Origin of the sequence: uncultured Paracoccus sp. (assembly GCF_947487305.1) — a bacterium.
In the GTDB taxonomy this organism is placed as follows: domain Bacteria; phylum Pseudomonadota; class Alphaproteobacteria; order Rhodobacterales; family Rhodobacteraceae; genus Paracoccus.
Genome location: NZ_CANKWH010000009.1, coordinates 49,960 through 75,899, shown reverse-complemented (window position 1 = coordinate 75,899; position 25,940 = coordinate 49,960). Strand labels below are relative to the sequence as shown.

At 68.4% G+C, this 25,940-nt stretch carries 24 protein-coding genes; 19 read left to right on the top strand and 5 right to left on the bottom strand.

Going from position 1 to position 25,940, the window contains the following annotated elements:
* Positions 1-20: 20 nt before the first annotated feature.
* Genes Q1A36_RS12565 through Q1A36_RS12485 form a run of 17 tightly spaced genes read left to right on the top strand, consistent with a single transcriptional unit; the run spans position 21 to position 20,936 of the window.
* Positions 21-695, top strand: coding sequence for a hypothetical protein (locus tag Q1A36_RS12565; RefSeq protein WP_299844401.1), 675 nt, complete (start codon positions 21-23; stop codon positions 693-695).
* Positions 692-1,369 (top strand): hypothetical protein, encoded by a 678-nt coding sequence (locus Q1A36_RS12560; protein WP_299844398.1) that lies wholly within the window; start codon positions 692-694, stop codon positions 1,367-1,369. The genes Q1A36_RS12565 and Q1A36_RS12560 overlap by 4 nt, the downstream gene beginning before the upstream one ends.
* Positions 1,366-2,706 (top strand): DUF4255 domain-containing protein, encoded by a 1,341-nt coding sequence (locus tag Q1A36_RS12555; protein WP_299844395.1) that lies wholly within the window; start codon positions 1,366-1,368, stop codon positions 2,704-2,706. The genes Q1A36_RS12560 and Q1A36_RS12555 overlap by 4 nt, the downstream gene beginning before the upstream one ends.
* A complete protein-coding gene (locus Q1A36_RS12550; protein ID WP_299844392.1) occupies positions 2,703-4,580 on the top strand; it encodes an ATP-binding protein in 1,878 nt (625 codons plus the stop codon). Before Q1A36_RS12555 ends, Q1A36_RS12550 begins: the two co-directional genes overlap by 4 nt.
* Complete coding sequence (locus tag Q1A36_RS12545) at positions 4,580-4,813, top strand: hypothetical protein (RefSeq protein WP_299844389.1); 234 nt, start codon at positions 4,580-4,582, stop codon at positions 4,811-4,813. Before Q1A36_RS12550 ends, Q1A36_RS12545 begins: the two co-directional genes overlap by 1 nt.
* Entirely contained in the window at positions 4,810-6,234 is a 1,425-nt protein-coding gene (locus Q1A36_RS12540) for a DUF4157 domain-containing protein (protein WP_299844386.1), read from the top strand. The genes Q1A36_RS12545 and Q1A36_RS12540 overlap by 4 nt, the downstream gene beginning before the upstream one ends.
* 7 nt (positions 6,235-6,241) lie before the next feature.
* Positions 6,242-6,898, top strand: a complete 657-nt coding sequence (locus tag Q1A36_RS12535; RefSeq protein ID WP_299844380.1) for a hypothetical protein — start codon at positions 6,242-6,244, stop codon at positions 6,896-6,898.
* Positions 6,895-7,254: a hypothetical protein gene (locus Q1A36_RS12530; RefSeq protein WP_299844377.1), complete on the top strand. Its 360-nt coding sequence runs from the start codon at positions 6,895-6,897 to the stop codon at positions 7,252-7,254. Before Q1A36_RS12535 ends, Q1A36_RS12530 begins: the two co-directional genes overlap by 4 nt.
* Entirely contained in the window at positions 7,254-8,381 is a 1,128-nt protein-coding gene (locus Q1A36_RS12525; RefSeq protein ID WP_299844375.1) for a hypothetical protein, read from the top strand. Before Q1A36_RS12530 ends, Q1A36_RS12525 begins: the two co-directional genes overlap by 1 nt.
* Positions 8,378-8,887, top strand: a complete 510-nt coding sequence (locus tag Q1A36_RS12520) for a phage baseplate assembly protein V (RefSeq protein ID WP_299844372.1) — start codon at positions 8,378-8,380, stop codon at positions 8,885-8,887. The genes Q1A36_RS12525 and Q1A36_RS12520 overlap by 4 nt, the downstream gene beginning before the upstream one ends.
* Before the next feature lie 17 nt (positions 8,888-8,904).
* The gene (locus Q1A36_RS12515; protein WP_299844369.1) at positions 8,905-9,225 is read left to right on the top strand and encodes a hypothetical protein; all 321 of its coding nucleotides are present in this window, start codon (positions 8,905-8,907) and stop codon (positions 9,223-9,225) included.
* A gap of 4 nt (positions 9,226-9,229) precedes the next feature.
* Positions 9,230-9,592: a GPW/gp25 family protein gene (locus tag Q1A36_RS12510; RefSeq protein ID WP_299844366.1), complete on the top strand. Its 363-nt coding sequence runs from the start codon at positions 9,230-9,232 to the stop codon at positions 9,590-9,592.
* Complete coding sequence (locus Q1A36_RS12505) at positions 9,589-12,111, top strand: putative baseplate assembly protein (RefSeq protein ID WP_299844363.1); 2,523 nt, start codon at positions 9,589-9,591, stop codon at positions 12,109-12,111. The genes Q1A36_RS12510 and Q1A36_RS12505 overlap by 4 nt, the downstream gene beginning before the upstream one ends.
* Positions 12,108-14,891, top strand: a complete 2,784-nt coding sequence (locus Q1A36_RS12500; RefSeq protein ID WP_299844360.1) for a hypothetical protein — start codon at positions 12,108-12,110, stop codon at positions 14,889-14,891. The genes Q1A36_RS12505 and Q1A36_RS12500 overlap by 4 nt, the downstream gene beginning before the upstream one ends.
* Positions 14,888-17,020, top strand: a complete 2,133-nt coding sequence (locus Q1A36_RS12495; protein ID WP_299844357.1) for a hypothetical protein — start codon at positions 14,888-14,890, stop codon at positions 17,018-17,020. Before Q1A36_RS12500 ends, Q1A36_RS12495 begins: the two co-directional genes overlap by 4 nt.
* Before the next feature lie 18 nt (positions 17,021-17,038).
* Positions 17,039-20,386, top strand: a complete 3,348-nt coding sequence (locus Q1A36_RS12490; protein ID WP_299844354.1) for a DUF6519 domain-containing protein — start codon at positions 17,039-17,041, stop codon at positions 20,384-20,386.
* Between the two features lie 13 nt (positions 20,387-20,399).
* Positions 20,400-20,936: a hypothetical protein gene (locus Q1A36_RS12485; protein WP_299844351.1), complete on the top strand. Its 537-nt coding sequence runs from the start codon at positions 20,400-20,402 to the stop codon at positions 20,934-20,936.
* A gap of 9 nt (positions 20,937-20,945) precedes the next feature.
* Here Q1A36_RS12485 and Q1A36_RS12480 read toward each other — a convergent pair whose 3' ends face one another.
* Entirely contained in the window at positions 20,946-21,566 is a 621-nt protein-coding gene (locus tag Q1A36_RS12480) for an autoinducer binding domain-containing protein (RefSeq protein ID WP_299844348.1), read from the bottom strand.
* A 140-nt stretch (positions 21,567-21,706) separates the two neighbouring features.
* On the opposite strand from Q1A36_RS12480, the gene Q1A36_RS12475 reads away from it, so the two are divergent.
* Positions 21,707-21,949: a hypothetical protein gene (locus tag Q1A36_RS12475; protein WP_157935883.1), complete on the top strand. Its 243-nt coding sequence runs from the start codon at positions 21,707-21,709 to the stop codon at positions 21,947-21,949.
* Positions 21,921-22,613 carry an acyl-homoserine-lactone synthase gene (locus tag Q1A36_RS12470; RefSeq protein WP_299844343.1) on the top strand — a complete coding sequence of 231 codons (693 nt, stop codon included), beginning with the start codon at positions 21,921-21,923 and terminating at the stop codon, positions 22,611-22,613. The genes Q1A36_RS12475 and Q1A36_RS12470 overlap by 29 nt, the downstream gene beginning before the upstream one ends.
* A gap of 73 nt (positions 22,614-22,686) precedes the next feature.
* Here Q1A36_RS12470 and plsY read toward each other — a convergent pair whose 3' ends face one another.
* From plsY to Q1A36_RS12450, 4 genes are read right to left on the bottom strand one after another with little or no spacing between them, the layout of a single operon-like run.
* Positions 22,687-23,271, bottom strand: coding sequence for a glycerol-3-phosphate 1-O-acyltransferase PlsY (plsY, locus tag Q1A36_RS12465; protein ID WP_299844340.1), 585 nt, complete (start codon positions 23,269-23,271; stop codon positions 22,687-22,689).
* Entirely contained in the window at positions 23,268-24,539 is a 1,272-nt protein-coding gene (pyrC, locus tag Q1A36_RS12460) for a dihydroorotase (RefSeq protein ID WP_299844337.1), read from the bottom strand. The genes plsY and pyrC overlap by 4 nt, the downstream gene beginning before the upstream one ends.
* The gene (locus Q1A36_RS12455) at positions 24,532-24,963 is read right to left on the bottom strand and encodes a hypothetical protein (protein WP_299844334.1); all 432 of its coding nucleotides are present in this window, start codon (positions 24,961-24,963) and stop codon (positions 24,532-24,534) included. The genes pyrC and Q1A36_RS12455 overlap by 8 nt, the downstream gene beginning before the upstream one ends.
* Positions 24,956-25,927, bottom strand: coding sequence for an aspartate carbamoyltransferase catalytic subunit (locus Q1A36_RS12450; protein ID WP_299844331.1), 972 nt, complete (start codon positions 25,925-25,927; stop codon positions 24,956-24,958). The genes Q1A36_RS12455 and Q1A36_RS12450 overlap by 8 nt, the downstream gene beginning before the upstream one ends.
* Positions 25,928-25,940 lie beyond the last annotated feature (13 nt).

Below are 25,940 nucleotides of genomic sequence, written 5' to 3'. Positions count from 1 at the left end.
CCAAGCAAGAAGAGGCCATCATGGCGTCGCGCCTGTCCGCATCGGGATGTCTCGCCGCCTGGGAAACCGGCGCCGGGCGCAGCCCGCTGGACCGGGCGCTGGCGATGCTCTGGGCCGCTGAAGGGGATGAGCCTCTAGCAGGCGATCCAGCGGACCTGCCGCTGGCCGAGCGGGATCGGCGGTTGCTGGCGCTCTGGTGCGGCAGTTTCGGCCCCTCCATGGCGGGGCGGGCAAGCTGTCCGGATTGCGGGGCGGAGTTGGAGCTGGAGCTGGAGGCAAGCGCGCTCGCCGCGCTGTTGCCAGACGAGACGGGGCAGGGGCTGCGCCCGATCAGCAGCCGGGATCTGGCGGCGGTGGCGGGGCTTTCCCCCGAGCGGGTCGCGGCGGGCCTGCGCGACCGCATCGCCGGTCTGGGCCTCGACGGCGCTGCCGCTGCCGAGGCCGACCGCGCCATCGCCGAGGCCGCCGAACGCGTCGAACTGGGCATCCGCCTGACCTGCGCCGCCTGCGGCCGCGAATGGGCCGAGGTTCTGGACCTGCCGCACTTCCTCTGGGCGCGGGTCGAGACTTCGGCGCTCTCGCTGATCGATCAGGTCGCCACGCTCGCCGCCGCCTATGGCTGGGCCGAGCGCGACATCCTCGCTCTCAGCCCGGCGCGGCGGCTGGTCTACCTGCAACGGGCGGTCGGGTCATGAGCGGGGTCTTGCAGCGGCTGGTCGCGCGGGCGACCGGGGCCGAAACACCGGGCCTGCGCCCACGCCTTCCGGGGATGTTCGAAGGCGGCGCGGGCGCGTTGGGTTTTCGCGAGATCGCCGACGAGGTGGTCGCGCCGCAGGTTCCTGAGGCAAGGCAGGCTGAGTCCGTCCCGCCGCACACGCAGTTTCGTCCGGCAGCACCCGCAGAGCACGCCAACCCGCCAGCCCGCCCTGCACCGCTTCTACCCCCGACCCAAGCACCATCACAGCCGCCCACCGTCGCCGCACAGTCCGCCGTCATCGAGCCTACGGCCATCGCCGATCGCCCACCCGCCGTGTCTTTCAAGCCCGCAGCGCCCCGCGTTTCGACCGTGACCCCGACCCTCGCACCCGATCCCATGCGCCCCGCGCCACTCCCGCTCCTGCAGGTCCAGCCCCCCGAACGCCTCGAGCACAGCATCACCACCCGTCTTGTCGAGACCATGCCCGCGCGTCCGCATTCCGCCCCGCACCAACCCGCCGACGCCGCCCCCGAACCCGAACCCGAAATCACCATCCATATCGGCCGGCTCGACATCCGCTCGGAACCCCCAGCGCCCCGGTCCGCGCCCCGACCCTCGCCACAGGCCAGCCTGCCCAGCCTTGCCGACTACCTGCGCGGGGTGCGAAGATGAGCAATGTTCTGGCCATCGCCGCAGTCACGCAGCTGTTGAAGGATCTGCTGAACGACACCCTCATCAACGGCGATGTCTCGACCGCGCTTGGTGCCGATTTCACCGTCACCGCCTTGCCGCCCGACCGGGTTGTGACCGAGACCGGCGACCAGCCGACGCAGCTGAACCTGTTCCTCTATGGCGTGGCCCCGAACCCGGCGCTGCGCAATGCCGACCTGCCGACACGGGGGCGCGACGGCACGCTGAAGCGGCGGCCGGCCCTGGCGCTGGACCTGAACTATCTTCTGACCGCTTTGTCGGGCGAGGAGCTTCATGCCGAGATCCTGCTGGGCTATGCGATGCAGCTGTTCCACGAACAGCCGATCCTTGCCCGCGAGACCATCCGCGCGGCGTTGGCCGCCGCCGCCATCGACCAGATCCTGCCGCAGCAGTTCGACCCCATCCGCGCCTCGGAACTGGCTGATCAGATCGAGCTTCTGAAGATCACCCCGCGCCCGCTGTCGCTGGATGACATGTCAAAGCTCTGGACCGCCTTTCAGGCCAACTACCGAACCTCGGTCGCCTATGATGTGAGCCTTGTGCTGATCGAGCGCGAGCTGCCGGTGCGGGTGCCGCTGCCGGTCCTGTCGCGCGGCGGGCTGACCGATCCGCTGACCGGGCGCGATCCCGGCGTGCTGGTGCGGCCAAGCCTGCTGGGATCCGCGCCGTTGATGACGGCCGCCCGCGCAGGTGACGGCCACCCGGTGATGCGCCTTGGCGGGTGGGTCGAGATCACGGGGTTGCAACTGGATGGCGGGCAGGGCGCCGAGGTCACGGTCCGCTTCTCGGAACCGGGCGGCGGGCGGGTGCTGGCCATGGCACCCGAGATGCCGGTGGCGCCCGAGCGCTTGCTCGTTCGGCTGCCTGCCACCACGCCGCTTGGCGCGGGCAATCCTGCGGCGGGCACGGCCACCGATCCGGCAAGCTGGCGCGTCGGTCCCTATCTCATCGATGTGCTGATCCGCCGGCCCGACGGGCGCGAGGTGACATCGAACGCCCTGCCGCTGGCGCTGGCGCCGGCCTCGACGGCCTCGGCCGTCGCCGCCGCGCCGGGGGTGGATCTGACCCTGACCTGCGCCCCCCCGGTCCGCGAAGGCCAGAGCCTTGCGATCCTTGCCGGGCAGGCCATGGCCGTGCTGCCTCCGCCCGCCACGCCGATGGCCAGTGCCAGCGCCCATTTCGACGGTCTGGCATCCGGCAGCGAGGTGCCGGTGCGCCTGCGGGTCGACGGCATCGACAGCCCGGTGATCGACCTATCCACCACGCCGCCCCGCCTGATCACGGTGACCATCCCATGACCGCCGGCATCAAGCAGACGCCCGAGATCCGCCTTGCCCTGCAGCGTCAGGGTCTGGACGAGGCGCTTCACCAGATCGCCGCGCAGCTGGAGGCGCTGGCTTCGGGCGAGCCTCTGGCGTCTAGCCCGCTGCCCGAGGTTTCGGCACTCACCCTGCTGGGCCGGCTCTTCGGCCTCGATGCCGGCGACCAGTACCTGCTGGCGCTGGCAGCGGGACAGGAGCTGTCGCCCCGGATCGGCACGGCGCTGGCCGGGCTGACGGGGACGGGGGTGATCGACACCGAGTTCTGCGCCCGGTTCTTCGGCGCCGGTGCCTGGGACATGCTGTCACCGGGCGCGCCGCTTCGCCGCTGGCGGCTGATCGACAGCCTCGGCAATGGTCCGCTGCGCCAGCGCCCGCTCAGGATCGACGAGCGCGTCCTGCATTTCCTTCTGGGCAGCAGCTATCTCGCCCCTCGGCTCGACGGGCTATTGCGGGTGCTGCCTGCCGCCAACCTGCCCGCCGAAGGGGCAGTGGTCGATCTGGCGGAACGGATCGTGGTGGCTTGGGCTGGCGCGGCGCATCTGCCCGTCCTCTTGCTCGGAGGTCGCGACCGGGTGGGCAAGCGCGTGGCCGTGGCCGAGGCGGCGGCGCGTCTGGGGGTGCTGGCGCTTGTGCTCAGCTGTGATGACCTGGCTGGGCGCGAGGCGCTGGCGACCCTGCTCGACCGGGAACTGGCGCTTTCAGGTGCCGTTCTGCTGATCGAGGCTGGGCCGGATCAGGGTCGCGCCGCCGCGCGCCTGGCCGACCAGATCACCGGCCCGACGCTCATCGCTGCCGATGACCCGTTGCCGCCCGACCGTGCCCCGCGCCTGCGGCTGGACCTCGATCCGCCCGCCGTCCCGGCTCGCGCCGCGCTGTGGCGGCAGGCGCTGGGGGACAATGCCAAGAATGCCGATCTCTCGCGGCTCGCCACGCAATTCGCGCTGGATGCCCAGGGGATCGCCGCCGCCGTCGCCGAGGCCGGGGTGGGCGAGGATTTCGGCTCCAGCCTCTGGCAGGCGGCGCGGCGGCAGGGGCGGCGGGCGCTGGACGGGCTGGCCATGCGCATCGACAGCCGCGCGGTCTGGGCCGATCTGGTGCTGCCCGCCGATCAGATCGAGACGCTGAAGGACCTCGCCCGCCATCTCGGCCAGCAATGGCGGGTCAATCAGGATTGGGGCTGGGCGGCCAAAGGCGCGCGGGGGCTCGGGACGGCGGTCCTTTTCGCCGGGCCATCGGGCACCGGCAAGACGCTGGCCGCCGAGGTGCTGGCGGGCGAATTGCGGCTCGACCTCTATCGCATCGACCTGAGCCAAGTGGTCAGCAAGTATATCGGCGAGACCGAGAAGAACCTCGCCCGCATCTTCGACGCCGCCGAGGCCAGCGGCGCGATCCTGCTGTTCGATGAGGCCGATGCGCTTTTCGGCAAACGCTCCGAGGTCAAGGACAGCCATGACCGTTATGCCAATGTCGAGGTCAGTTACCTGCTGCAGAAGATGGAAGCCTATCGCGGGCTGGCGATCCTGACGACGAACCAGAAATCGGCGCTGGACCCGGCCTTCCTGCGCCGGCTGCGCCATGTGGTCAGCTTTCCCTTCCCCGATGCCGAGGCGCGGACGGCGATCTGGCAGGGCATCTTCCCGCTCGAGACGCCGCGCGAGGGGATCGATCCGGCGGCGCTGGCGCGGCTGAACCTGTCGGGCGGGTCGATCCGCTCGGTCGCGCTGAACGCGGCCTACCTGGCGGCAGGCGAGGATCAGGCGGTCACCATGCGGCATGTCCAGCGCGCGGCGCGGCGGGAATATGCCAAGCTGGAAAAACCCTTCACCGCCGCCGAACAGGGGGTGTTCTGATGACAAGGGTCACGCTGCACATCGACCGGATCGTGGCGGATGGGCCGGGGCTTGACCGGGCCGCGCTGGAACGGGCGATCAGGGCCGAGCTGACACGGATGACGGCGACGGGCGGGGCAGGGGCCTTTGGCGCGGGTCACGCGCGTCCGCTCGTCTCCGCCACCCTGCAGAAAGGCGGCGGCCCGCTGACCAAGCAGGTCGCGGCGGCGATGGCCAAGGCGGTGACGCCATGAGAGCTCATGCCGCCGTTACAGCTGACACCAGCCCCGCCGTGATCCGCCGGTCCTGTGCCTGTCACGCCCAGACCGCGAGCGATGATCTCTGCCCCGACTGCGCCGCCAAGGCCGCCGGGGTGCAGCCCCGGCTGGCGATCGGCCCGGTCGATGATCCCTTTGAGCGCGAGGCCGATGCCATGGCCGAGGCAGTTGTGGCCGGGCGTCCGGCGCCCGCGCTGAACCATGGCGTCGTCCCGGCGCTTCAACCCAAGGCCGTCGCTACACCACATCAGTCCGCAGCCCCCGCCGCTGCCGGGGCGGTGGCGCAGGGCGGCAGGCCGCTGTCGGGGGCGGAGCGCGCCTATTTCGAGCCGCGCTTCGGCAGGGATTTCAGCCATGTCCGGCTGCATGACGATGCGCGGGCCGGGCAGGCGGCGCGGGCCATCGGCGCGCGGGCCTATACGCTGAAAAACCACATTGCCTTCGGTGCCGGCCAGTTCGCCCCCGCCACCCGCGAGGGGCAGCGGTTGATGGCGCATGAGTTGACCCATACGCTGCAGCAATCGGCGCCAAGTCTGCGGCGCCTGCCGATCGACTTGCTGGCCGACCAGCCCTTTGAAGGCTCTGTCGATCAGGGCTTCGGCATGCCGGGGCCGGGCGGCGGCCAGAAACAACCCGGCCGGACGATCATGACCTATGCCGAGGCGCGGGCGCTGATGGAGTGCCAGAAGGTCATGGGCTTTGACGACATCGCCAAGGCCGAATGCGCCGCGACCGTGCTGGGCGTGCCGGTGCCCGAATGGAAGACCGTGCCGGGCATTTCCTCGCCGGTGCCCTTCCGCGCCGGGGTTGCCGCCACCGGCGAGGCGACCACGAAAATCGGCACGGTCAACCTGACCATCCTGCCCGACACCACATCGACCGACGCGGCCCTGACCAATGGCGCCAAGACCGAGATCAACCTCTCGCCCCTGCCAGCGGGCATGAACTTTGCGGACTGGGTGATCTCGCCCGCCGGCAAGATCACCAGCTTCACCTTCAATCAGGATGTCTTCTCGATGAGCATCCAGACCACCTATGGTCCGGGGGCAAGCGCTGGCGGCACCTCGGGCTATGGCCGCGGCACCACCACCGAGGACAAGGCCTCGAGCGGGACCAGCACGCTCGGCTTTCACGAGGGCGAGCATGGTCGGGATTTCATCACCCATCTGCAGAACAATCCCTACCCGGTCTTCGCCGGCAAGACCGGGCAGGCCGCCGCGACCTTCAGCACCCATGTGACCAATTTCAGCGCGGCCATCACCGCCTATATCAAGACGATGGCCCGGATCTCGGAATTGCGCACCGATTGCGCCGGCAAGTCGATCGACACCAGCAATGCCGAGAAGGGCAAGGTCACTACCATGTGCATCCGCAAGCCGGGCGATCCGACGCCATGAGGTCATGATGAGCGGGCTGTCATCCTCTCCCAGACTGATCCGCGCCGGCCTCGTGCTGATGGCGCCGGATACGGGCGCGGTCAGCCGCATCATCGCGCTGCAATATGCGCCCGAGACGCTGACCCGCGAGGTCAAGGCGCAGGCCATCGCTGACGGGCAGAACCGCTCGCAAGCCCTGCGCCTGACCGGGCCGGCCAGCGAGACGATCAGCCTCGACGCGGTGATCGACGCCACCGATCAACTGGAATTTCCCGACCGCAATCCCGATGCCGCGCGGCTGGGCATCTTCCCGGCGCTGGCGGCGCTGGAAACGCTGCTTTACCCCAGCACATCCCAGCTTGAACGACAGAAGGCGCAGGGCGCGGCGGGGTCTTTCGAGATCACCCCGGCCGAGACGCCGCTGGCGTTGTTCGTCTGGTCGGCGCAGCGGATCGTGCCGGTCCGGCTCGACAGCCTGCAGATCACCGAGGAGTTCTTTGACCCGAACCTGAACCCGATCCGCGCCAAGCTGTCCTTGTCGATGAAGGTGCTCTCGGTCGATGACCTGGGCTTTGGCCATCGCGGCGCGGGCCTGTTCATGGCCTATCTGCAGGCCAAGGAGCAACTGGCCGCCAAGGCGCAGGCCGGCAGCCTTGATGCGCTTGGCGCGGGAGGTCTGCGGTGAAGAACCCGATCCAGGCGATGTACGAGGCGGGCGTGGTCGAGGCCACGGATTTTCCCGCCGACAGCCGCTATCACGGTATCCCGACACGGAGCTTTACCGCCCCCGACGGGCGGCAGTTCCCGTATCTCGCCCGCCGCTTCGCCCCGCCGCCCGAGGTCTTTGCCACCATCGGCTGGCGGCAGCTGGCCGAGGGCGAGCGGCTGGACCAGATCGCGGCAGAGGCCATCGGCAACCCGGAAGCCTTCTGGCTCATCTGCGACGCCAACCGCGCGATCTGGCCCGAGGATCTGGCCGCTGCCGGAACCGAACTGCGTCTGACCCTGCCCGCCGGCGTCCCCGCGCCCGAGGAGGAGTGATGATCAAGGGCATCGATCTTTCGGTCCTTTTCGGACCCGGCATCCCGCTTCCCGCGCCCCGCGCGGTGATCGAGGCGCTGCAATCGGTGAAGATCGAGGAGAATTCGGGCGATGTGCAATCGGGCTTCGAACTGGTCTTCGCGCTGGAGAAGAACTCGCCCCTGAACACGCTGTTCCTGCTGGCCGGCGGTGCGGCGCTGCCGATCCTCAGGGTGGCGCTGGTGGCCTCGATGAACGGGCAGGCCATTTCGCTGATGAACGGCGTCGTCACCAAGGCCGATCTCGCCCCCGGATCGGGCGGTGCGCCGGCCACCCTGTCGGTGAAGGGCAAGGATCTGACCGCGACGATGGAGACCTTCGATTTCTCGGGCCTGCCCTATCCGGCGATGCCGCCCTTTGCCCGGGTGGCGCTGGTGCTGGCCAAATACGCCTGGCTCGGGGTGATCCCGCAGGTGATCCCCAGCATGGAAAGCGCGCCTTTGCCGACCGAGAAGATCCCCCGGCATCAGGACAGCGATCTGGCCTATATCCGGGCGCTCGCGGCCGAGGCGGGCTATACCTTCTTCCTGAAGCCCGGACCGGCGCCCGCGACCAGCTTTGCCTATTGGGGCCCCGAGATCCGCATCGGCGAGGTGCAGCCCGCGCTGACCGTCGACAGCGGCTTTGCCACCAACTGCGAGGAACTCTCCTTCTCCTTCGACAAGTCCGAGTTCGAGGTCCCCATCGTCTTCATCCAGAACCCGCAGACCAAGGCGCCGATCCCGATCCCCATTCCCTCGGCCATCCCGTTCCTGCCGCCTTTGGGTCTGGTGCCGCCGCTGCCGCCCAAGATCAACCGGATGAAGGACACCGCGCGGCTGAACCCGTTCGAGGCGGCGGCGCGTGGTTTCGCCCGCGCGGCACAGCGGAGTGACGCGGTGCGCGGGCAAGGTTCCATCGACGTGGTCCGCTATGGCCGCATCCTTCGCGCGCGCAATCTGGTTGGGGTGCGCGGGGCTGGCATGGCCTTTGACGGCATCCATTACATCGACAGCGTGACCCATGACCTGTCGCGCGGCAGCTACACGCAGAAATTCACCCTGAAACGCAGCGGGCTTCTGCCCTCAACCCCCTCGGTGACGGTATGACCGAACAATACTTCGGCAAATTCCGCGGCACGGTCATCAACAACATCGACCCGATGATGATCGGCCGGATTCAGGCGATGGTGCCCGATGTCAGCTCGGTGGCGCTGACCAGCTGGGCCATGCCCTGCTTTCCGATGTCGGGCATCCAGACCGGGGTGCTGGCGGTGCCGCCGATCGGCGCCGGGGTCTGGGTCGAGTTCGAGCGCGGCGATCCCGATTACCCGGTCTGGACCGGTTGCTTCTACGGCACCGCGGCCGAGGTGCCGGCACTGCACCAGCTGACCCCGCCGGGGCTCAGCGCCGTGACCATCCAGACCATGCTGCAGAACGGCATCACCGTCACCGACCTGCCGGGGCCGACCGGCGGCATCGTCATCAAGACCGCGACCGGCGCCTCGCTGATCGTGAACGACACCGGCATCTACATCCAGAACGGCAAGGGCGCCTCGATCATCATGACCGGCCCGACGGTCACGGTGAACAATGGCGCGCTGGTGGTGATCTGAAGGGAAGGGAGAGAGCGATGAGCGGACCCATCCTGCATCTCGGCGCAACCGTCATGTGCTCGCATGGCGGGCAGGCCCTTCCGACCACGCCCTCGGCACGGGTGCTGCTGTCCGGCCAGCCGGCGGTGGCGCAGAGCTCGGTCTGGACCGTGGCCGGCTGTCCCTTCGTGCCTTCGGCGGGCAATGGCCCCTGCGTGACCGCCACTTACGTCGTCGCCGCGACAAGGGTGCTGATCGAGGGTGCGCCCGCCGTGCTGATGTCCTCGACCTCCGTCTGCACCCCCACCGGAACGCCGCTGCTTCCGGTGCAGGCGCAGACCCGCGTGATCGGGACATAGGGCCATGCAACTTGATTTCCCCTATCATTTCGACGGCAGCCAGCGGACCTCGGATACGTCCGAGGCTGATCATATCCGCGACCTGATCGAGCAGATCCTGTTCACCAATCCGGGCGAGCGGGTGAACCGGCCGGATTTCGGCGCCGGCATCCATCGCCTGCTCTTCGCCCCGGCCAGCCCCGAGCAGGCGGCGACCACGGAATTCGTCATCCGCGCCGCGCTGCAACAGCATCTGGGGCGGCGGATCGAGGTGACCGAAATCCGGGCCGAGGCCGTGGATGCCGCCATCCTGATCACCATCACCTATCGCCTTCTGCGGACCGGGGCCGAGGCCTCGGCCAGCTTCAGGTTGGGGGATGGGTCATGATCCATCACAGCTGCGATCCCCGCCGCCGCGAACGGGTGCTGACCCGCATCGGCGAGGGCATGGCGATCAATGGCATAGACTTCCTCGAGGTGCTGGACCGCGAGGCCGCGGCAGACACGCCGGCGCAGCGCACGCTGCTGCTGCGTTTCCTCGATACCGCCCCGGTGCTGAGCCTCGACAATTTCGAACTGTCGGGGGGCGAGCGGATCGCCGATGTGACGCTGCTCTGGCTCACCCGCGCCGATGCGCCGGATGCCACGCTGGCCGAGCCGGGGTTGATCGGCTGGCTGGCAACGCTGCCCGACGCGGAACAGGTGCTGGTGCTGCGCACTTCCTCCTCGGGTGATTTCTCGCCCTATCTCCTGCGGCTCGTCGCCTCGCCCGGCGCGCTGAGTCCGCCGGCAGGGATCGACCGGGTGCTGTCCGAGGTCAATTTCTCGTTCAAGGTCGAATGCCCCGCCGATTTCGACTGCGCCCCGGCCGAGATCTGCCCAGAGGAGGTGCCCGAGGCGCCCGCCCTCAGCTATCTGGCCAAGGATTACCAGTCCTTCCGCCGGCTGATGCTGGGGCGGATGGCGCAGATCATGCCCGACTGGCGCGAACGCTCGCCCGCCGATCTGGGGATCACGCTGGTCGAGGCGCTGGCCTATACGGCCGACCGGCTCTCCTATGCGCAGGATGCGGTGGCGACCGAGGCCTATCTGGCCACGGCAAGGCTGCGCTCCTCGGTGAAGAAGCTGGCGCGGCTGGTCGATTACCGGATGCATGACGGCGCCAATGCGCGGGTCTGGATTCAGGCGACGACCGGCGTTGATGGGGTCGCGGTTCCCGCCGGCACGCGCTTCCTGACCCGGCTGCCGGGTTTCCCGCCGGTGGTGGCGCCGGGCAATGCCGAGCGTGACGCGCTGAACCTGCTGCCCACGGTCTTCGAGGCGATGCATGAGAAGGCGCTGCACCCGTCGCTGAACGCGATGGCCTTCCACGAATGGTCCGATGCCGAATGCTGCCTGCCGAAGGGCGCGACCCGCGCGACGCTGGCTGGCGACTTCCCCGACCTCGCCGCCGGCGATGTGCTGATCTTTGAGGAGCGTCTGGGGCCGCGCACCGGGCGCGCCGCCGATGCCGACCCGGCCATCCGCCACGCGCTGCGGCTGACGGCGGTCGAGGCCGGGCTGACCGACGATCTGGAAGCTGCGCCGATCACCGAAATCCGTTGGGCCGAGGAAGACGCGCTGCCCTTTCCTTTCTGCCTGTCGGCACGGCTGGACGAGGCGGCGGGGGGCGGGCTGCAGCGCGGGATCAGCCATGCGCTTGGCAATATCCTCTTGGCCGATCACGGGCAAAGCGTGACGGGCGAGGATCTGGTCCGCGTGCCCGCGCCGCATCTGCAACTGGTCGCCGCCGGCTCGGGCGCGCCCTGCGATCACCCCGAGCCGGTCGCGGTTCCGGCCCGCTATCGCCCCCGCCTCGCCGAGGGGCCGGTCAGTCAGGTCGCCGCCTTCGATGCCGCTGCGCCCTCCGCCTTTGCCGCCACCAACCTGCCGCTGGCGTCGCGCCGGCCTGCGGTCGGGCTGCTCTCGGGGCAGCCGCCGACGAAGGACAACTGGTTGGCGCAGCCCGACCTGCTGCAATCCCTGCCCGAGGACCGGCATTTCACCGTCGAGACCGAGGCCGATGGCAGCGCCCGGCTGCGTTTTGGCGATGACCAGAACGGCCGCCGGCCGGCGAGCGGCACGGCCTTCACCGCCTCGTATCGCGTCGGCAATGGCCGGCGCGGCAATGTCGGCGCCGATGCCATCGCCCATGTGCTGACCGGCTTCAGCCAGATCATAGCCATCCGCAACCCGCTGCCGGCCACGGGCGGCATCGACCCCGAAGGGGTGGAAGCGGCGCGCCAAGCCGCCCCCTTCGCCTATCGCCGGCAGGAACGCGCAGTGACCGAGGCCGACTATGCGGCGATGGCCGAGCGTCACCGCGACGTTCAGCGCGCCGCCGCGACCTTTCGCTGGAACGGCCATGGGCACACTGTCTTCGTCACCGTCGACCGCTTTGGCAATCGCCCCGTCACGCCGGAATTCGAGGCCGAATTGCGCGAGGATCTGAACGGGCTGCGCATGGCCGGCTATGATCTCGAGATCGACGCCCCGTGCTTTGTCGCGCTGGAGATCGCCCTGTTTGTCTGCACCCATCCCGAGCATTTCCGAACGCAAGTCCGGCAGGACGTATTGCGCGCCCTTTCGGCCACGCGCAACCCGGACGGATCTCCGGGCTTCTTTCATCCCGACGACCTGAGTTTCGGCACTCCGATCCATCTCAGCGCCATTTATGCCCGTGTCATGGCGATCGAAGGCGTCACCTCGGTCAAGGCGTCGCTGTTCCGCCGCCGGGGGACAACCACCACCGTGCCCTTGCAGGATGGCGTCCTGACCTTTGGCCGGCTCGAGATCGCCCGGCTGGAGAATGACCGCAACTTCCCCGAGCGCGGTTCGCTCGAGGTGACGATGGGAGGCGGGAAATGAGCCAGCCCCCGATTCGCATCGGCCATCCCGACCTGCCGCTGGGCGATGTCTGCGGCTGCTGCGATGGCACCGAGCTGTCGACGCTGCGCCCGACCGAAAACCGCCCGAACCTGACCGCCATCGCCTTCCGCGCCGGCGATCATGCCAGCTTCAAGGCCTCGATGCTGACCGGCCTCGCCTCGGCCGCCCATCCGGCGCTGGCGGGGCTGGGCACCCGCGCGGATGATGATTTCTCGATCGCGCTGATCGATGCCTGGGCCTCGGCCTGCGACGTTCTGACCTTCTATCAGGAGCGGCTGGCGAACGAGGCCTATCTGGGCAGCGCGACCGAGCGGCTGTCGGTCGCCGAACTGGCCCGGCTGACCGGCTATCGCCTGCATCCGGGCGCCTCAGCCGAGACCGATCTGGTGATCCTGATGGAGGACCCGCCGGGCGCCCCCCCGGATGTGACCGAGCTTGCCGTGCCCGCCGGAACAAGGGTGCAGTCGCAGCCGGGGCCGGAGGAAATGGCGCAAACCTTCGAGACGATGGACGATCTGGATACCCGCGTAAGCTGGAACCGCCTCACGCCGCGCCCCTCGCGCCCGCGCCTGCCGCGCAACGGCGACAGCGAGACCTGGGTTGCGGGCCTTCCGTCGCTGGTGGTCGGCGATGTGATCCTCTTCGTCTCGCGCGAAAGGGGCGATCCGGGTTTTGCCGGGTTCGACGATGACTCCCCGCTCTGGGACCTGCGCCGGATCACCGGGGTCGAGCCATCCAAGGACGGCAGCCGCACGCGGATCAGCTGGAATGCTGCGCTGGACAGTGTTGACAGCGGGCCGGACGGGCCAACGCCGGGGCTGGTGCTGCACCACCTGCGCGACCGGGCCGCACTCTTCGGTTTCAACGCCCCGCATCCCCTGGTGCTGACCGCCGACCAGCGCGCCGGGTTCGGCTATGCCGATGCGCCCAAGGCCAATTCGCCCTCGACCATCGGCGGCAGCGCGGCGGCGCCGGGGGACTGGGTCTTTGCCTTTCCCGGAACGACCCGCATCCATCTGGACAACCTCTACAAGACCTTCCTGCCGGGCGGCTGGTTGGTGCTCGACAGCCCGAACGGCGTGACCCAAGCCTTCCGCCTCACCACCACCGGCGATGACAGCCGCGCCGCCTTTGCCATTTCGGGCAAGGCGCAGCGGATCGACATGGATACCAACGGCTCGAACCTCGCGCTGATGTTGCCCGGCTATCGCGGCATCGCCGCCTATGGTGGCAGCGCCGGGATCGCGCTGGCCGAGACGCCCGAGACGCGCTGGATCACCGGCGGCGAGATCGAGTTGTCGCGGCGGGTCGATGACCTGCCCGAGGGCCGGCGGCTGATTATCCGGGGCCGGCGTGCCGTGTTGGAACTGGTCCTTCAGACGCTTGCCATCAGCTATGACGACGGCGGGGCAGGGCAGCTTTTGCGGGGCGACCACATCACGCTGATGGACGGACCCTCGCCCGCAAATCTCTGGCCTATCCGCGATCCGGACGGACGACAGGGGCAGGTGATCGCCGAGGAGTCGGCTTTCCGCATCCTTCCCGCCCCCGAGGATGCCGAGATGCTGGCGATCCCGGTGCTGCTGCGCGAGGTGCAGGCGACGGATGCCAGCCATTCAACGCTGATCCTCGAGGACGCGCTGGGTGCCGCGCTCGACCGGGCTTCGGTGGTGATCCATGCCAATGTCGCGCGCGCCGCCCATGGCGAGGGCACGGCAGAGATCCTTGGCGGCGGCGATCCTGCGCGCCCGTTCCAGAGATTCCTGCTGAAACAGGCGCCGGTCAGCCAGCGTCAGGCCCCGACCGAGACCGGCGTGGCCAGCACCCTGACCCTGCGCATCGACGGGGTGGCATGGCAAGAACTGCCCGATCTCTACCAGCGGGGCGCCGCGGCGCGGGTGTTCAGGACCTCGCTGACCGACACGGGCGAAACGGTGGTGGAATTCGGCGATGGGGTGTCGGGCGCGCGTCCTCCGGCTGGCCGCGACAATATTCAGGCCGAATATTCGCGCGGGCTTGGCGCGGCGGGGAACCTGCGCGCCGGGCAGTTGAAGCTGCCGCTGGACCGTCCGCTGGGGCTTAAGGAGACTGACAATCCGCTGCCGGCGACGGGCGGGGTCGATGCGGAAGCGGCCAACGACGCGCGGCGCAATGCGCCCTTGCACACGCTGACCTTGGGCCGCGTGGTGTCGCTGACCGATTACCGCGACTTCGCACTGGGCTTTCCCGGCATCGACAAGGCCGAGGCACGCTGGATCTGGCAGGGCGATCTGAGGCGCATCGTGGTGACGGTGGCGGGCGAGGGCGGCAAGACCATCCCGCCCGGCTCTGCCCCCCATGCGAACCTGCTGGCGGCCTTCCGCGCGCTTGGCGATCCGCTGGTCTCGGTCGATCTGCTCAGTTATGCGCCGGCGAGCTTCCGGTTGGGGCTGAGGGTCAAGATCGATCCGGCCCATGACAGCGATACGGTGCTGGCTGCGACCGAGGCCCATCTGCGTGACGCCTTCGCCTTCGCCGCGCGGGATTTCGCGCAATCCATTCCGCTGAGCGAGGTGGCCGAGGCCGCCCATCAGGTCGCCGGGGTCGCGGCCATTGATGTCGATCTGCTGGCCCGCAACACTGCCCCCCAGACCGCTGCCATCGCCCATGACCGGCTGGTCTCGCTTGGCGGGCGCACGGGGGCGGGCGGCGTGCTGCTGCCAGCCGAGATCCTGACACTTGATCCCGGGCCGCTGGCCAAGCTGGAGGTCATGGCATGAACCGGATCACGCCCGAGGCGCTCTATACCCTGCTGCCCGCCATCCACCGGCTGCGCGATGCCGGCGAAGGTGAACCGCTCAGGGCACTGATGGCGGTGCTGGCCCGCGAGGGGGCAGTGGTCGAGGAAAATATCGAACAGCTGTTCGACAACCTCTTCATCGAGACCTGCGAGGATTGGGCGGCGCCCTATATCGGCGGGACTGTTGGCTACACGGTGCTTTATCCGATCGAGGGCAGTGATGTCGGCACCCGCGCCGAGGTCGCCAATACCATCGCCTATCGCCGCCGGAAGGGCACGGCGGCGGTGCTCGAGGCGCTGGCCCGCGACGTGACCGGCTGGCCCGCCCATGTGGTCGAGTATTTCCAGACCACGGCGACCTGCCAGCACATGAACCATGTCCGGCCCGATCACCCGCTTGCCCCGGACCTGTACGATCCCTTGCCGCTCGAGCCCCTGGAACGGGCGTTTGACCGGGTGACGCATCTTGCGGATATGCGCTCGATCCAGCAGGTGCCGCCGCGTCGCTCCAGCGGCGGCAGGCACAATTTCCCGAATATCGGCGTGTTCCTCTGGCGGCTGATCCCGATGGCGCAAACCCGCGTGCCGGCGACGCGGGTGGACGGGCGGCGCTGGCGCTTCGATCCGCTCGGCGCCGACCGGCAGCTGGTGAACCTGCCCGCGCCCGAGGCCGGGATCGGTTCGATCTCGCGCCCCGAACATGTGCCGGGGGCGATTACCCGGCGGATGCTCGATGCCGACCCTGGCCTCTGGTATCCGCGCGCCTTCCAGATCTTGGTCGATGACGTGGCGGTGCCCGTGTCGCTGATCGAGGCCTGTGACCTCTCGGATGATGGCACGGGCTGGAACCATTCGCCCCATGCGGGCACGCGGGTCCGCGTCGATCCGATGCTGGGCCGGATTGCCTTTCCCGCCGATCAGGCCGGGCGCGTCACCACCTCGTTCCATCTGGGCTTCCCGGCCCGGATCGGCGGGGGCGAATATAACCGCGCCGCGACCCTGACCGATGACCCGGGGCAGGCCGTCCTTCCCTGCCCGACGGCGCAGCACCCGACCGTTCAAAGCGCCATCGATGCCGCCGCGCCCTTGGGCGGCATTGTCGAGATCACCTCATCAGGCATCTTTGCCGAGAATATCACCCTGACGGCCACCGCCGGGACCGAACTGATCCTGCGCGCCGCCAATGGCCAGCGCCCGATCCTGCGGCCCGCGCAGCCGGTGGCGGTGTCGGGCGGCGAGGATGCGCGGATCATCCTTGATGGCGTGGTCATTGACCGCCAGCCGGTCGAGCTCGCGCCGGATGGCGACGGCGCCTCGCCGGCCTCGGTCACGCTGCGCCACCTGACGCTGATCCCGGGCCTGTCCTTCACCGCGACGGGCGACCCGGCCAGCCCCGGCGCGACCAGCCTCATGGTGACGACCACAGGGGTTGAACTGGTGCTGGACAGGGTCATCACCGGCCCGCTGCGTCTGGACCAGACCACCAATGCCACAATCCGCGACAGCATCGTCACCGCCGCCGCATTGCCCGCGCGCGACAGTGCCGAGGGGCTGGCCATTGCCGGGCCGGCGGGCGAGGGCGATCCGGGCGGGGCGCTGACCATCCTCGCCTCGACCGTGCTGGGCCGCATCCTCGCGCGCAGCTTCCCGCTGGTCTCGGACTCGATCGTGCAGGCCCGCAACACCGACGGAAGCCCGCCCATCCGCGCCATTCGGCGGCAGCGGGGCTGCATGCGGTTCTCCTTCGTGCCCGACGGCTCGATCACCCCCCGCCGCTATCGCTGCCAGCCGCAGCTGGCCATCGACAGTGCCATTGCTGTGGCCGAAGAAGCCGCCGGCGGGCCGATCCCGGCGGCGGAACGCGCGCTGATCCGCGCGCGTATCAGTCGCAGCATGCGCCCCGGCTTCGAGGCGCAATCCCCCGCCCATCCCGCCTTCTGCCAGTTGCGCCGTGCCACGCCCGCCGAGATCCGCATGGGCGCCTCGGACGAGGGTGAGATGGGCGCCTGGCACCTGCTTGCCGCCCCGCATCGCGAGGCGAATCTGCGGATCCGGCTTGAGGAATACCTGCGCTTCGGACTGGAAGCCGGGATTTTCTTCGAGACATGACAGTGAAGGAGTGACCCGATGAGTGGCGACTATAGCCGGGACAGTTTCGACGCGCTGCGCAGCTTTGCCGGCGTTTTCCTGCAGCAGGGTCGCGCGGTTCTGGACAGCGACTGGAACGAGATGGTCGCCCTTTTCGAGCGCCGCATCCGGGCCGAGACGGTCGATATTATCGGCCGCGCCGTGGTGCCGCGCGAAACGGAACAAGCCTTCGAAATCTCGCTTGTGCCCGGCGGGATGCAGTTCGGTCGGGGACGGATCTACGTGGACGGGCTCTTGGCCGAGCATTTCGGCCGCGCCGATTTCGATGGCAGCAATCCCGCCCGGCCCGCGCCGGTCTTTGATCGCGGGCGGATCGAAGCGGGCCGGGCCGAGGGTGTGCTGGACGAGATGATCTCGCCCGCCACCGGCGATCTGACCAACTATCTCGAGCAGCCCTTCTGGCCGACGCCCGTGCCTTTGCCACAGGGCGGCGGCCCGCATCTCGTCTACCTCGCGGTCTGGAACCGCGAGGTGACGCCGACCGAGCTTCCGGCGCTCTTGGAACCCGCGCTTGGCGGGTTGGATACCACGACGCGCTGGCAAACCGTCTGGCAGGTGCGCGTGCTGCAGAATGTCGGGGCCAATGCGACCTGCCAGACGCCCGACGACGAACTGCCCGGCTGGACTGCGATCACCGCGCCCTCGACCGCGCGGCTGACCACGGCGACCATCGATATCGACGAGCCGGAGAACCCCTGCCTTGTGCCGCCGACGGATGGCTATACCGGGCTCGAGAACCAGCTTTATCGGGTCGAGATCCACGGGCTGCTGAACGCCAATGCCGATCCGGCGGCCCAGACCAGCTGGGGCTTCAAGTTCAGCCGCGAGAATGCCTCGGTCCGGGCCGCGGTCACGGCAATTGCGGCGGATGGCGAAAGCCTGACGGTCAGCCGGATCGGGCGCGATCAGGTGCTGCGCTTCGCGCCCGGCGACTGGGTCGAGCTGACCGACGACCGCCGCGAGTTCAACCACCTCTCGGGCCAGATGCTGCGCGTGGCCGAGGTCGATGCCGAGACTCGCGAGATCAGCTTTGAAACCGCCATCGCCGCCGATCTGCGGCCAAGCGGAGTGGGCGGCGACACGCTGGCGGCGCGGCATACGCGGCTCATCCGGTGGGATCAGCAGGGCATCATCCGGCGCGCCAATGGCACGCAATGGGTCGATCTGGACGCGGCCGCGTCCAACGGGCTGATCCCGGTGCCGCCCGACGGGACCGTGCTGGTTCTGGAAAGCGGCATCACCGTCAGCTTCTCGACCGCCGCCGGGCCGGGGCGGTTCCGGCCGATGGATCACTGGCGCTTTGCCGCCCGCACCGCCGGCACCCAGATCGAGATCCTGCGCGCCGCCCCGCCAGTGGGCATCCAGCGCCATCACGCGAGGCTGGCGATGATCCGCCCCGCTGCTGCCGGGGCCGGCGGGCAGGTGCTCGACTGCCGCACCCTCTGGCCGCCGCTGATGCAGGGCGGGGATGACTGCTGTGCCTGCACCGTCTGCGTCACCGCCGAGAGCCACAATTCCGGCGCGCTGACCATCCAGCAGGCCATCGATCAGGTCGGCGATGATGGCGGAACCGTCTGCCTCGAGGCCGGGCAATACCGGCTGGCCGAGCCAGTGCGGATCGCAGAGCGCCGAGCGATCACGCTGCAGGGGCAGGGTCTGGGCACACAGCTTCTCTATCAAGGCGCGGGTGGCGCGGTGCAGGTGATCGGTTCGGTGGATATCCAACTGGAACGTTTCACCGTCTTCGCGGTGCCGGCGGATGGCGCGGTTCCGGTGCATGGCATCGCGGCGCAGAACTGCGCGCTGCTGGCGCTGCGCCGGATGGCCGTGCTGGTCGTCGGGCCGAACCCCGAGGACAGCTTTGCCTTCGGCATCGCGCTGGACGGGATGCAGATCGGCAGCAAGATCGAGGAATGTCTGGTCATCGCGCCCCATGCGCTCGGCTCGCGCGTCTCGTTCCCGCGCGAGAATGACGACCCGCCGCCCTTCGCTGCCTTTGCCGAGTTGCGGGTGCTTGACTCGATCCTCTTCGGCGCGCGTGCGGGCGTGCTGATCGATCGCGCCGCGCTGAACCTGGCCAACGCGATCCTGTCGCGCAATCTGGTGCTGTCGCGGGGCGGCGGCGTCCGGGTCAAATGGGTCGAACTTCCGGCGGCAGGACTGTCCATCGACGCCTCGACGGTGATCGCGGATGGAACGGCGATCAGCCTTTCCGCCGGGACCATGCGAATCACCGATTGCGAGATCTCGGGCGGGGATGAGGCGGGGGACGGCATCATCCTGACGCCCAACATCCTGCCGCAGATACGCACCTCCGGGCAGATCATCGGCAATACCATCTTCGATCTGGCCGGGGCGGGCATCCGTATCGCGGGCGCGCATGACACGCTTTTCATCAAGCGCAACATCATCCGCGATATCGGGCAGGCGGGCATCGTCACCGATCCCGCCGCGACCGTGCGCCATCTGGCGGTGGACAATAATTCGATCCAGCGGATCGGGCTGAATACCGGGGCGAGCGCGGTAGGGATCGGCCTCACCTCGGTCGAAACCGCGCAGGTGGTTGGCAATTCGGTCAGAACGGTCGGCAATGCCGGCGGCAATGGCCAGCTCCATCTGGGCATCGGGGTGCAGGGCGTGGGCAGCGTCGATATCGGCTCGAACGTGCTCAGCGAGATCGGCGGCGGGCAGGTGGAAAGCCGGGCGGTCGGCATCCTTGGTATGGCGCCCTATCTGGGGTTGGTGCTGGGGGGGAACCGGATCTTCGGCGATGCCGAACAGGGCGAGGTTCGCTCGGACTGGCGCGCGATCCGCGTAGGCCAGTTGATCGAGGATGCCGATCTGGACCGGGGTGATCCGGGGGCGGCGACCAATGGCTTTCCCGGCGCGCTGCCGCAGGCGGGCGGGGGCGACTATGCCTATGTCAATGTCGCGGGGAACAGCTGGGCGGCGTCCGCCAGCCATTTCGCCGTCTTCCAGCCGGTGCGCGCCGGGCAGGTCTCGGCCAGCGCGAACCAGATCCGCTCTGCGCAGCAGGTGATCGGGGCCATCGTGTCGATGGTCGAGCCGCGCGGGGCGCTGTCCTTCGCCGGCAACCAGTGCGAGTTGCAATCGCAAAGCGGGCTGCGCGAGGTGGTGATGCTGGCCGCGCCCCGCGTCTCGGTGCAGGGGAATACCGTCATCCATGTCTCGGACAAGATCTCGCTGCACATCCTGACCGGACGCACCGGCGGCGCCACCCCGGTCGGCAATATCGTCTCATCCATGGTCGAGCTGCGCCCGAACGGGCTGAAGCCGCCCTTCGACGCGCTGAACATCAAGGTCTGAGGAGGAACGCGCCATGTCGACACGGATCGCAAAGCTGGGCCGCGAGCGCACCATCGCCACGCTGGTCAAGCGGGTCTACGAGATCGCCGAAGGGACCACGCCGGATCTGCTGCGCCGGGCCGAGGCGCAGTTGCTGGCCGCCAATCCGCGGCTGGCGACGGCCGAGGGTTTCGCCTCGGGCGCCAGCATCCTGGTGCCGGCGGTGCAGGGTCTGCGACGGCTTGGCCCCAAGGCCGAGGCCGAGGTTTCGGGCGAGGGTCTCACCGGCGAGACGGCGGCGCGGCTCGAGGCGCTGCAAAGCCGGATCGACGACGCGCTGCACCGCGCAGCCCTGACCCGCCGCGAGACGCAGGAGCGGCTGGGGGACCGCGCCTTCGTGGCCGAGGCGCGCAAGGCGTTGCCGCAGGTGACGGAATTCATGTCCGCCGCCAAGGCGCGGCTGGCGCGCGAGGAGGCCGAGGAGGGCGAGACCGCCGAGCAGTTGAAGGCGGCGGTCTCGGGCGCCCTGGAAGGATTGAAGCAGTTGGACGCGCTGATGCGCCGGGGGTGAGGACCGCGCTCAGATCAGCCCGTCGCGCACCGCCTTGACCACCGCCGTCATGGTGTTGCGGCTGCCCAGTTTCTTCTGCGCGCCGGACAGCCGCAGTTTCAGGGCCGAGACACTTATATCCAGCTTTTCGCTGGCCTCGGAATGGGTCAGCCCGTCGCGCATCAGCCGCAGCGCCTCGATCTCTTTCTCGGACAGGGCGACATGGCTGCGGGCGAAAAGATGCGCCCAGAGGTCCAGCTTGACCCCCAGCATCGCCATTTCGGCATCGTTGAATTCGCGGTCCGGGCGGGCCATGGACATGAAGGACCGCTTGCGGTCGACCTTGGCCACGAAGGTCGCGCCGTAGCGCAGCCCGTATTTCGCCGCCTCGCTCATCACGTCGAAGGGGTCGGGGATGCTGACCTCGGACCAGCGGGTCTTGCCGGTCCGGGCCATGGTCCAGATCGCCAGCGGATCGCGGAAGAAGTAATTGTCCTCTTCGTACTTCTGCGTCCATTTCGGCGGATAGCGGTTGATGATCAGGTCGGGGCGACCGAATCGCAAACCGAAACCCATGAAATAGCCCGATGGTGCGAGCAGGGCGATCTCGGCAAGTTCCTGCTCGTGGTTCGGGATAATCGCTTCCAACATCTTCCAATACCGTTCCTGCGGGCCGCAACCCGTGGTGTCTGGCCAATGAGACTGGCTAATCAGACAGGTGTCTGTCAATTGCAAATTGTATGGGATACGGTCAATTTACCGCAACGAAAGCGCGGACCATTGGGGGTGTTATGGAATCCATATCTGACAGGGTGACCGTTGGCTATTTGCCGCTAGTCGCGAAAGCAGACTTTACCATCGACATGGTCAGGAACCTGCTTTTGATGTTCGAGGTTCGCGAAAGCGATAATCCCGTCACCATAGAGCTTCGAGAATGGGGCGTATGGGCGGTTACGGCAGAGGGTGTGCGGCTTTTTATCGGTGCAACCAAGGAAATGCCCAATCATGCTGCTCGAGAAACACTTCCCAATTGAATGGAAACAGAATCCAGACCTTTCTCCTGAATATAGCGTCAAGATCGTCAGAATCCCGGATGATATATCATCCTGGCATTTGGTTCATGACTATCTGAAATTGCGAAAACAGGTATTTGTCGATCGGCTGGAATGGCCGCTCTTTTATGCCGATGATGTCGAATTCGAGCAATATGATTCGCTCGACACGACTTATGTGATTTGTCTCGAGGGCGACGAGGTCATCGGCGGGGCGCGGTTGCGCCGGACCGACCATTACAGCGGTCATGGCAGCCTGCGCTATTCCTACATGATCCGCGATGCCTGCCTGGGCCATCTGCCGGGGCTGCCGGACGATCTGTGCGACGAGGTGCCGCCATCCGATTCGCGGACCTGGGAGCTGACGCGGATGATCGTGAACGGTCCGAAATCGCTGACCGAGCGGGTGCTGGAAGAGGTCAACCTGTTCCTGCTGAGCGAGGGGGCGACGACCTGCCTGTTCCTCGGCTCGCCCGCTTTCCTGCGCATGGCCCGCAGGCTCAGCTGGCCGGCGCAGCCGCTGGGGCCGGTCTGCGGCAATGCCGATGGCCGCTTCCAGGTGATCGAGGTGCCCGTGCGTCCGCTGGCGACCCCGGTGCACCCGCATCTGGCCGAGACGCGGCTGAGGCCTGTCCCGGTCTCCTGACGGGGAAGGCTGACGGTTTCTCCGCCCATCTGCGGCATGGTGGCGAGGTCAGGCCCGCCCGGGAACGGGCGGGCTATTTCTTGGCGCCGATGCGGGGCTCGGTCCCGTCCAGCAGGCGCGCGATATTGGCCTTGTGGCGGATGAAGATCAGCACCGTCATGAACAGCGCCGCGGCCATCAGCGGGGGTTTCCCCAGCGCCCAGGCATAGACCGGCGCCATCGCTGCCGAGATCAGCGCCGAGAGCGAGCTGATCCGGGCGATCAGCGCCACCAGAAGCCAGGTCGCACAGCACATCAGCCCGACTCGCCAGTCGAGCGCGATCAGCGTGCCAAGGAAGGTGGCCATGCCCTTGCCGCCGTTGAAGCCCAGCCAGACCGGGAAGCAATGGCCCAGAAAGGCCGCCGCGCCCGCGACCAGCGCGGCATCCTCGCCGGCGAAATGGCGCGCCAGCAGCACGGCGATGGCGCCCTTGCCGGCATCCAGCAGCAGTGTCGCCAGCGCCGCCGGCTTGTTGCCGGTGCGCAGCACATTGGTTGCGCCGATATTGCCCGAGCCGATCTGGCGCAGGTCGCCAAGGCCCAAGGCACGGGTGATGACCAGCCCGAAGGGCACGGAACCCAGAAGATAGCCCAGCACCGCCCAGATCAGAATGCTCATCCAAAGACCCTTTCGCCCGCCACCCAGGTGCCCAGCACCTTGCCCTGCAACCGGGCGCCGTCAAAGGGGGTATTCTTCGATTTCGACAGAAGCGCAAAGCGGTCGAGCACGAAGGGCGCATCCGGGTCGAACAGCACCAGGTCGGCGGGCGCGCCGACGGCCAGACGCCCGGATTCGAGCCCCAGCCGCCGCGCCGGGTTCAGCGACATGGCGCGCCACAGTTCCGGCAGCGTCAGCCCGCCCTGATGGTAAAGCCGCATCGCCGCCGGCAGCAGCGTCTGCAGGCCCACCGCGCCGGGGGCCGCGACCTCGAAGGGCAGGCGCTTGCTTTCCTCGTCCTGCGGGGTGTGGAAGCTGGCGATCACATCGATCTCGCCCTCGGCCACGGCCTCGACCATGGCCAGCCGGTCATCCTCGGACCTGAGCGGCGGGGTGAAGCGGAAGAAGGTGCGGTAATCGCCCACGTCGAATTCGTTCAGCGTCAGGTGATGGATCGAGGTGCCGGCGGTCACGTCCAGCCCCGCCGCCCGCGCCCGGCGCAGGGCGGGCAGGGCGGCCGCCGTGGTGATCTGGTCGGCGTGCCAGCGACAGCCGGTCATGGCGACCAGCGCCAGATCGCGGTCCAGCCCCATCACCTCGGCCATGGGCGAGACGGCGGGGATGCCATAGAGCGAGGCGAACTTGCCGCTGGTCGCCGCCGCGCCCTTGGACAGGCTCGGGTCCTGCGGATGGCCGACGATCAGCGCGCCGACGCCCTTGGCATAGCTCATGCAGCGGCCCAAGAGCTTGCTGTCACCCACCACCCGCACGCCATCGGTAAAGGCCACGGCTCCGGCATCGGTCAGGAAGCCGATCTCGACCATCTCGCGCCCCTCGCGGCCCTTGGTCAGCGCGGCCATGTGGCGGATGTTCACCGGCGCCGCCGAGGCGCGGCGGGCGACGAATTCCAGGTCCTCGGGCGTGTCGATCGGCGGCAGCGTGTCGGGCCGCACGATCATCGTCGTCACCCCGCCCGCCGCAGCCGCCAGCCCGGCGCTGCGAAAGCTCTCCTTGTGCCGCTCGCCCGGCTCGCCGATCTTGACGCCCCAGTCGACGATCCCCGGCGCCAGCGCCCGGCCATTGCAGTCGATGACGGTGGCACCCGAGGGCGCCTCGCCGTCGCGCGCGACGATCCGGCCCTCCTCGACGGTCAGCGAGCCGCTGCCGTCGGTCTGCGCCTCGGGGTCGATCAGGCGGGCATTCTGGAAGTGGATCATCGGTTCAGCCATTTCTTTTGTTCGGCGTCAGCGCCGCCTGCCGGATCGTCGCGGCCATCCCGCCGATATCCGGCACGCCGCGCACCGTCAGCGACAGCCGGCCCTGCTGGCGCAGGCGCAGGGCGAAGATCAGCGGGCGGACCTTGAGGTCGGGGCCGAGGTCGAGGCTGCGGCCATTCGGGGCGATCACCCGGCGGTCGGTCATCACCCATTCGCGGTTGCGGTCCAGAAGGAAGCCCGAGGCCAGCATGATCGCGGCGAAAATCGCGATCGAGATGAGGAAGCGGCGCGTGTCAAAGCCGCCCTCGGCGTCGCGCGCGATGAAGAGCAGCAGCGCCGTCACCAGCGCGGTGGCGATGCCGACGCTGCGCAGGATGGCGGCGTCACTGCTGCGCCAGACCTGCACCACCTTCTCGCCCGGTTGCAGATCAGCCATCCCACAGCCCCGGTCCGGCCAGCACGCGGCCGCGTTCGCTGCGCAGGTTCCGCGCCAGCAGGTCCATCGCCGCCATGCGCACGGCCACGCCCATCTCGACCTGGTCCTGAATGACGGAACGGTTGATGTCATCGGCGATGGTTCCGTCGATCTCGACGCCGCGATTCATCGGGCCGGGATGCATGACGATGGCATCGGGCTTGGCCAGCGCCAGTTTCTCGGCATCGAGCCCCCAGCGGTGGAAATATTCGCGTTCCGAGGGGATGAAGCCGCCATCCATGCGCTCTTTCTGAAGCCGCAGCATCATCACCACATCGGCGCCTTTCAGCCCCTCGCGCATGTCCTCGTAGACCTCGCAGCCGAGATCAGCGACGCCCGCCGGCATCAGCGTGCGCGGCCCGATCAGGCGCAGACGGTTCTCCATCTTGCCCAGAAGGATCAGGTTCGAGCGCGCCACCCGGCTATGCGCGATGTCGCCGCAGATGGCGACGGTCAGACGCTGGATGCGGCCCTTGGCGCGGCGGATGGTCAGCGCATCCAGAAGTGCCTGCGTCGGATGTTCGTGCCGGCCATCGCCCGCATTGATGACGGCGCAGTTCACCTTTTCCGCCAGAAGGTTCACCGCGCCGGAATTCGGGTGGCGCACGATCAAGAGGTCCGGATGCATGGCGTTCAGCGTCAGCGCCGTGTCGATCAGCGTCTCGCCCTTCTTCACCGAGGAATGGGCGACCGACATGTTCATCACATCCGCCCCCAGTCGCTTGCCGGCCAGTTCGAAGCTCGATTGCGTGCGGGTCGAGTTCTCGAAGAACAGGTTGATCTGGGTCATCCCGGCCAGCGCATCGGCATGTTTCACCGTGCGCTGGTTCAACTCGACATAGGTTTCGGCCAGATCGAGAAGGGTGGTGATCTCCTGCGGGGCAAGGTGATCGATGCCAAGCAGATGGCGGGCGCGAAAGGTCATGTCGGGCTCCGGT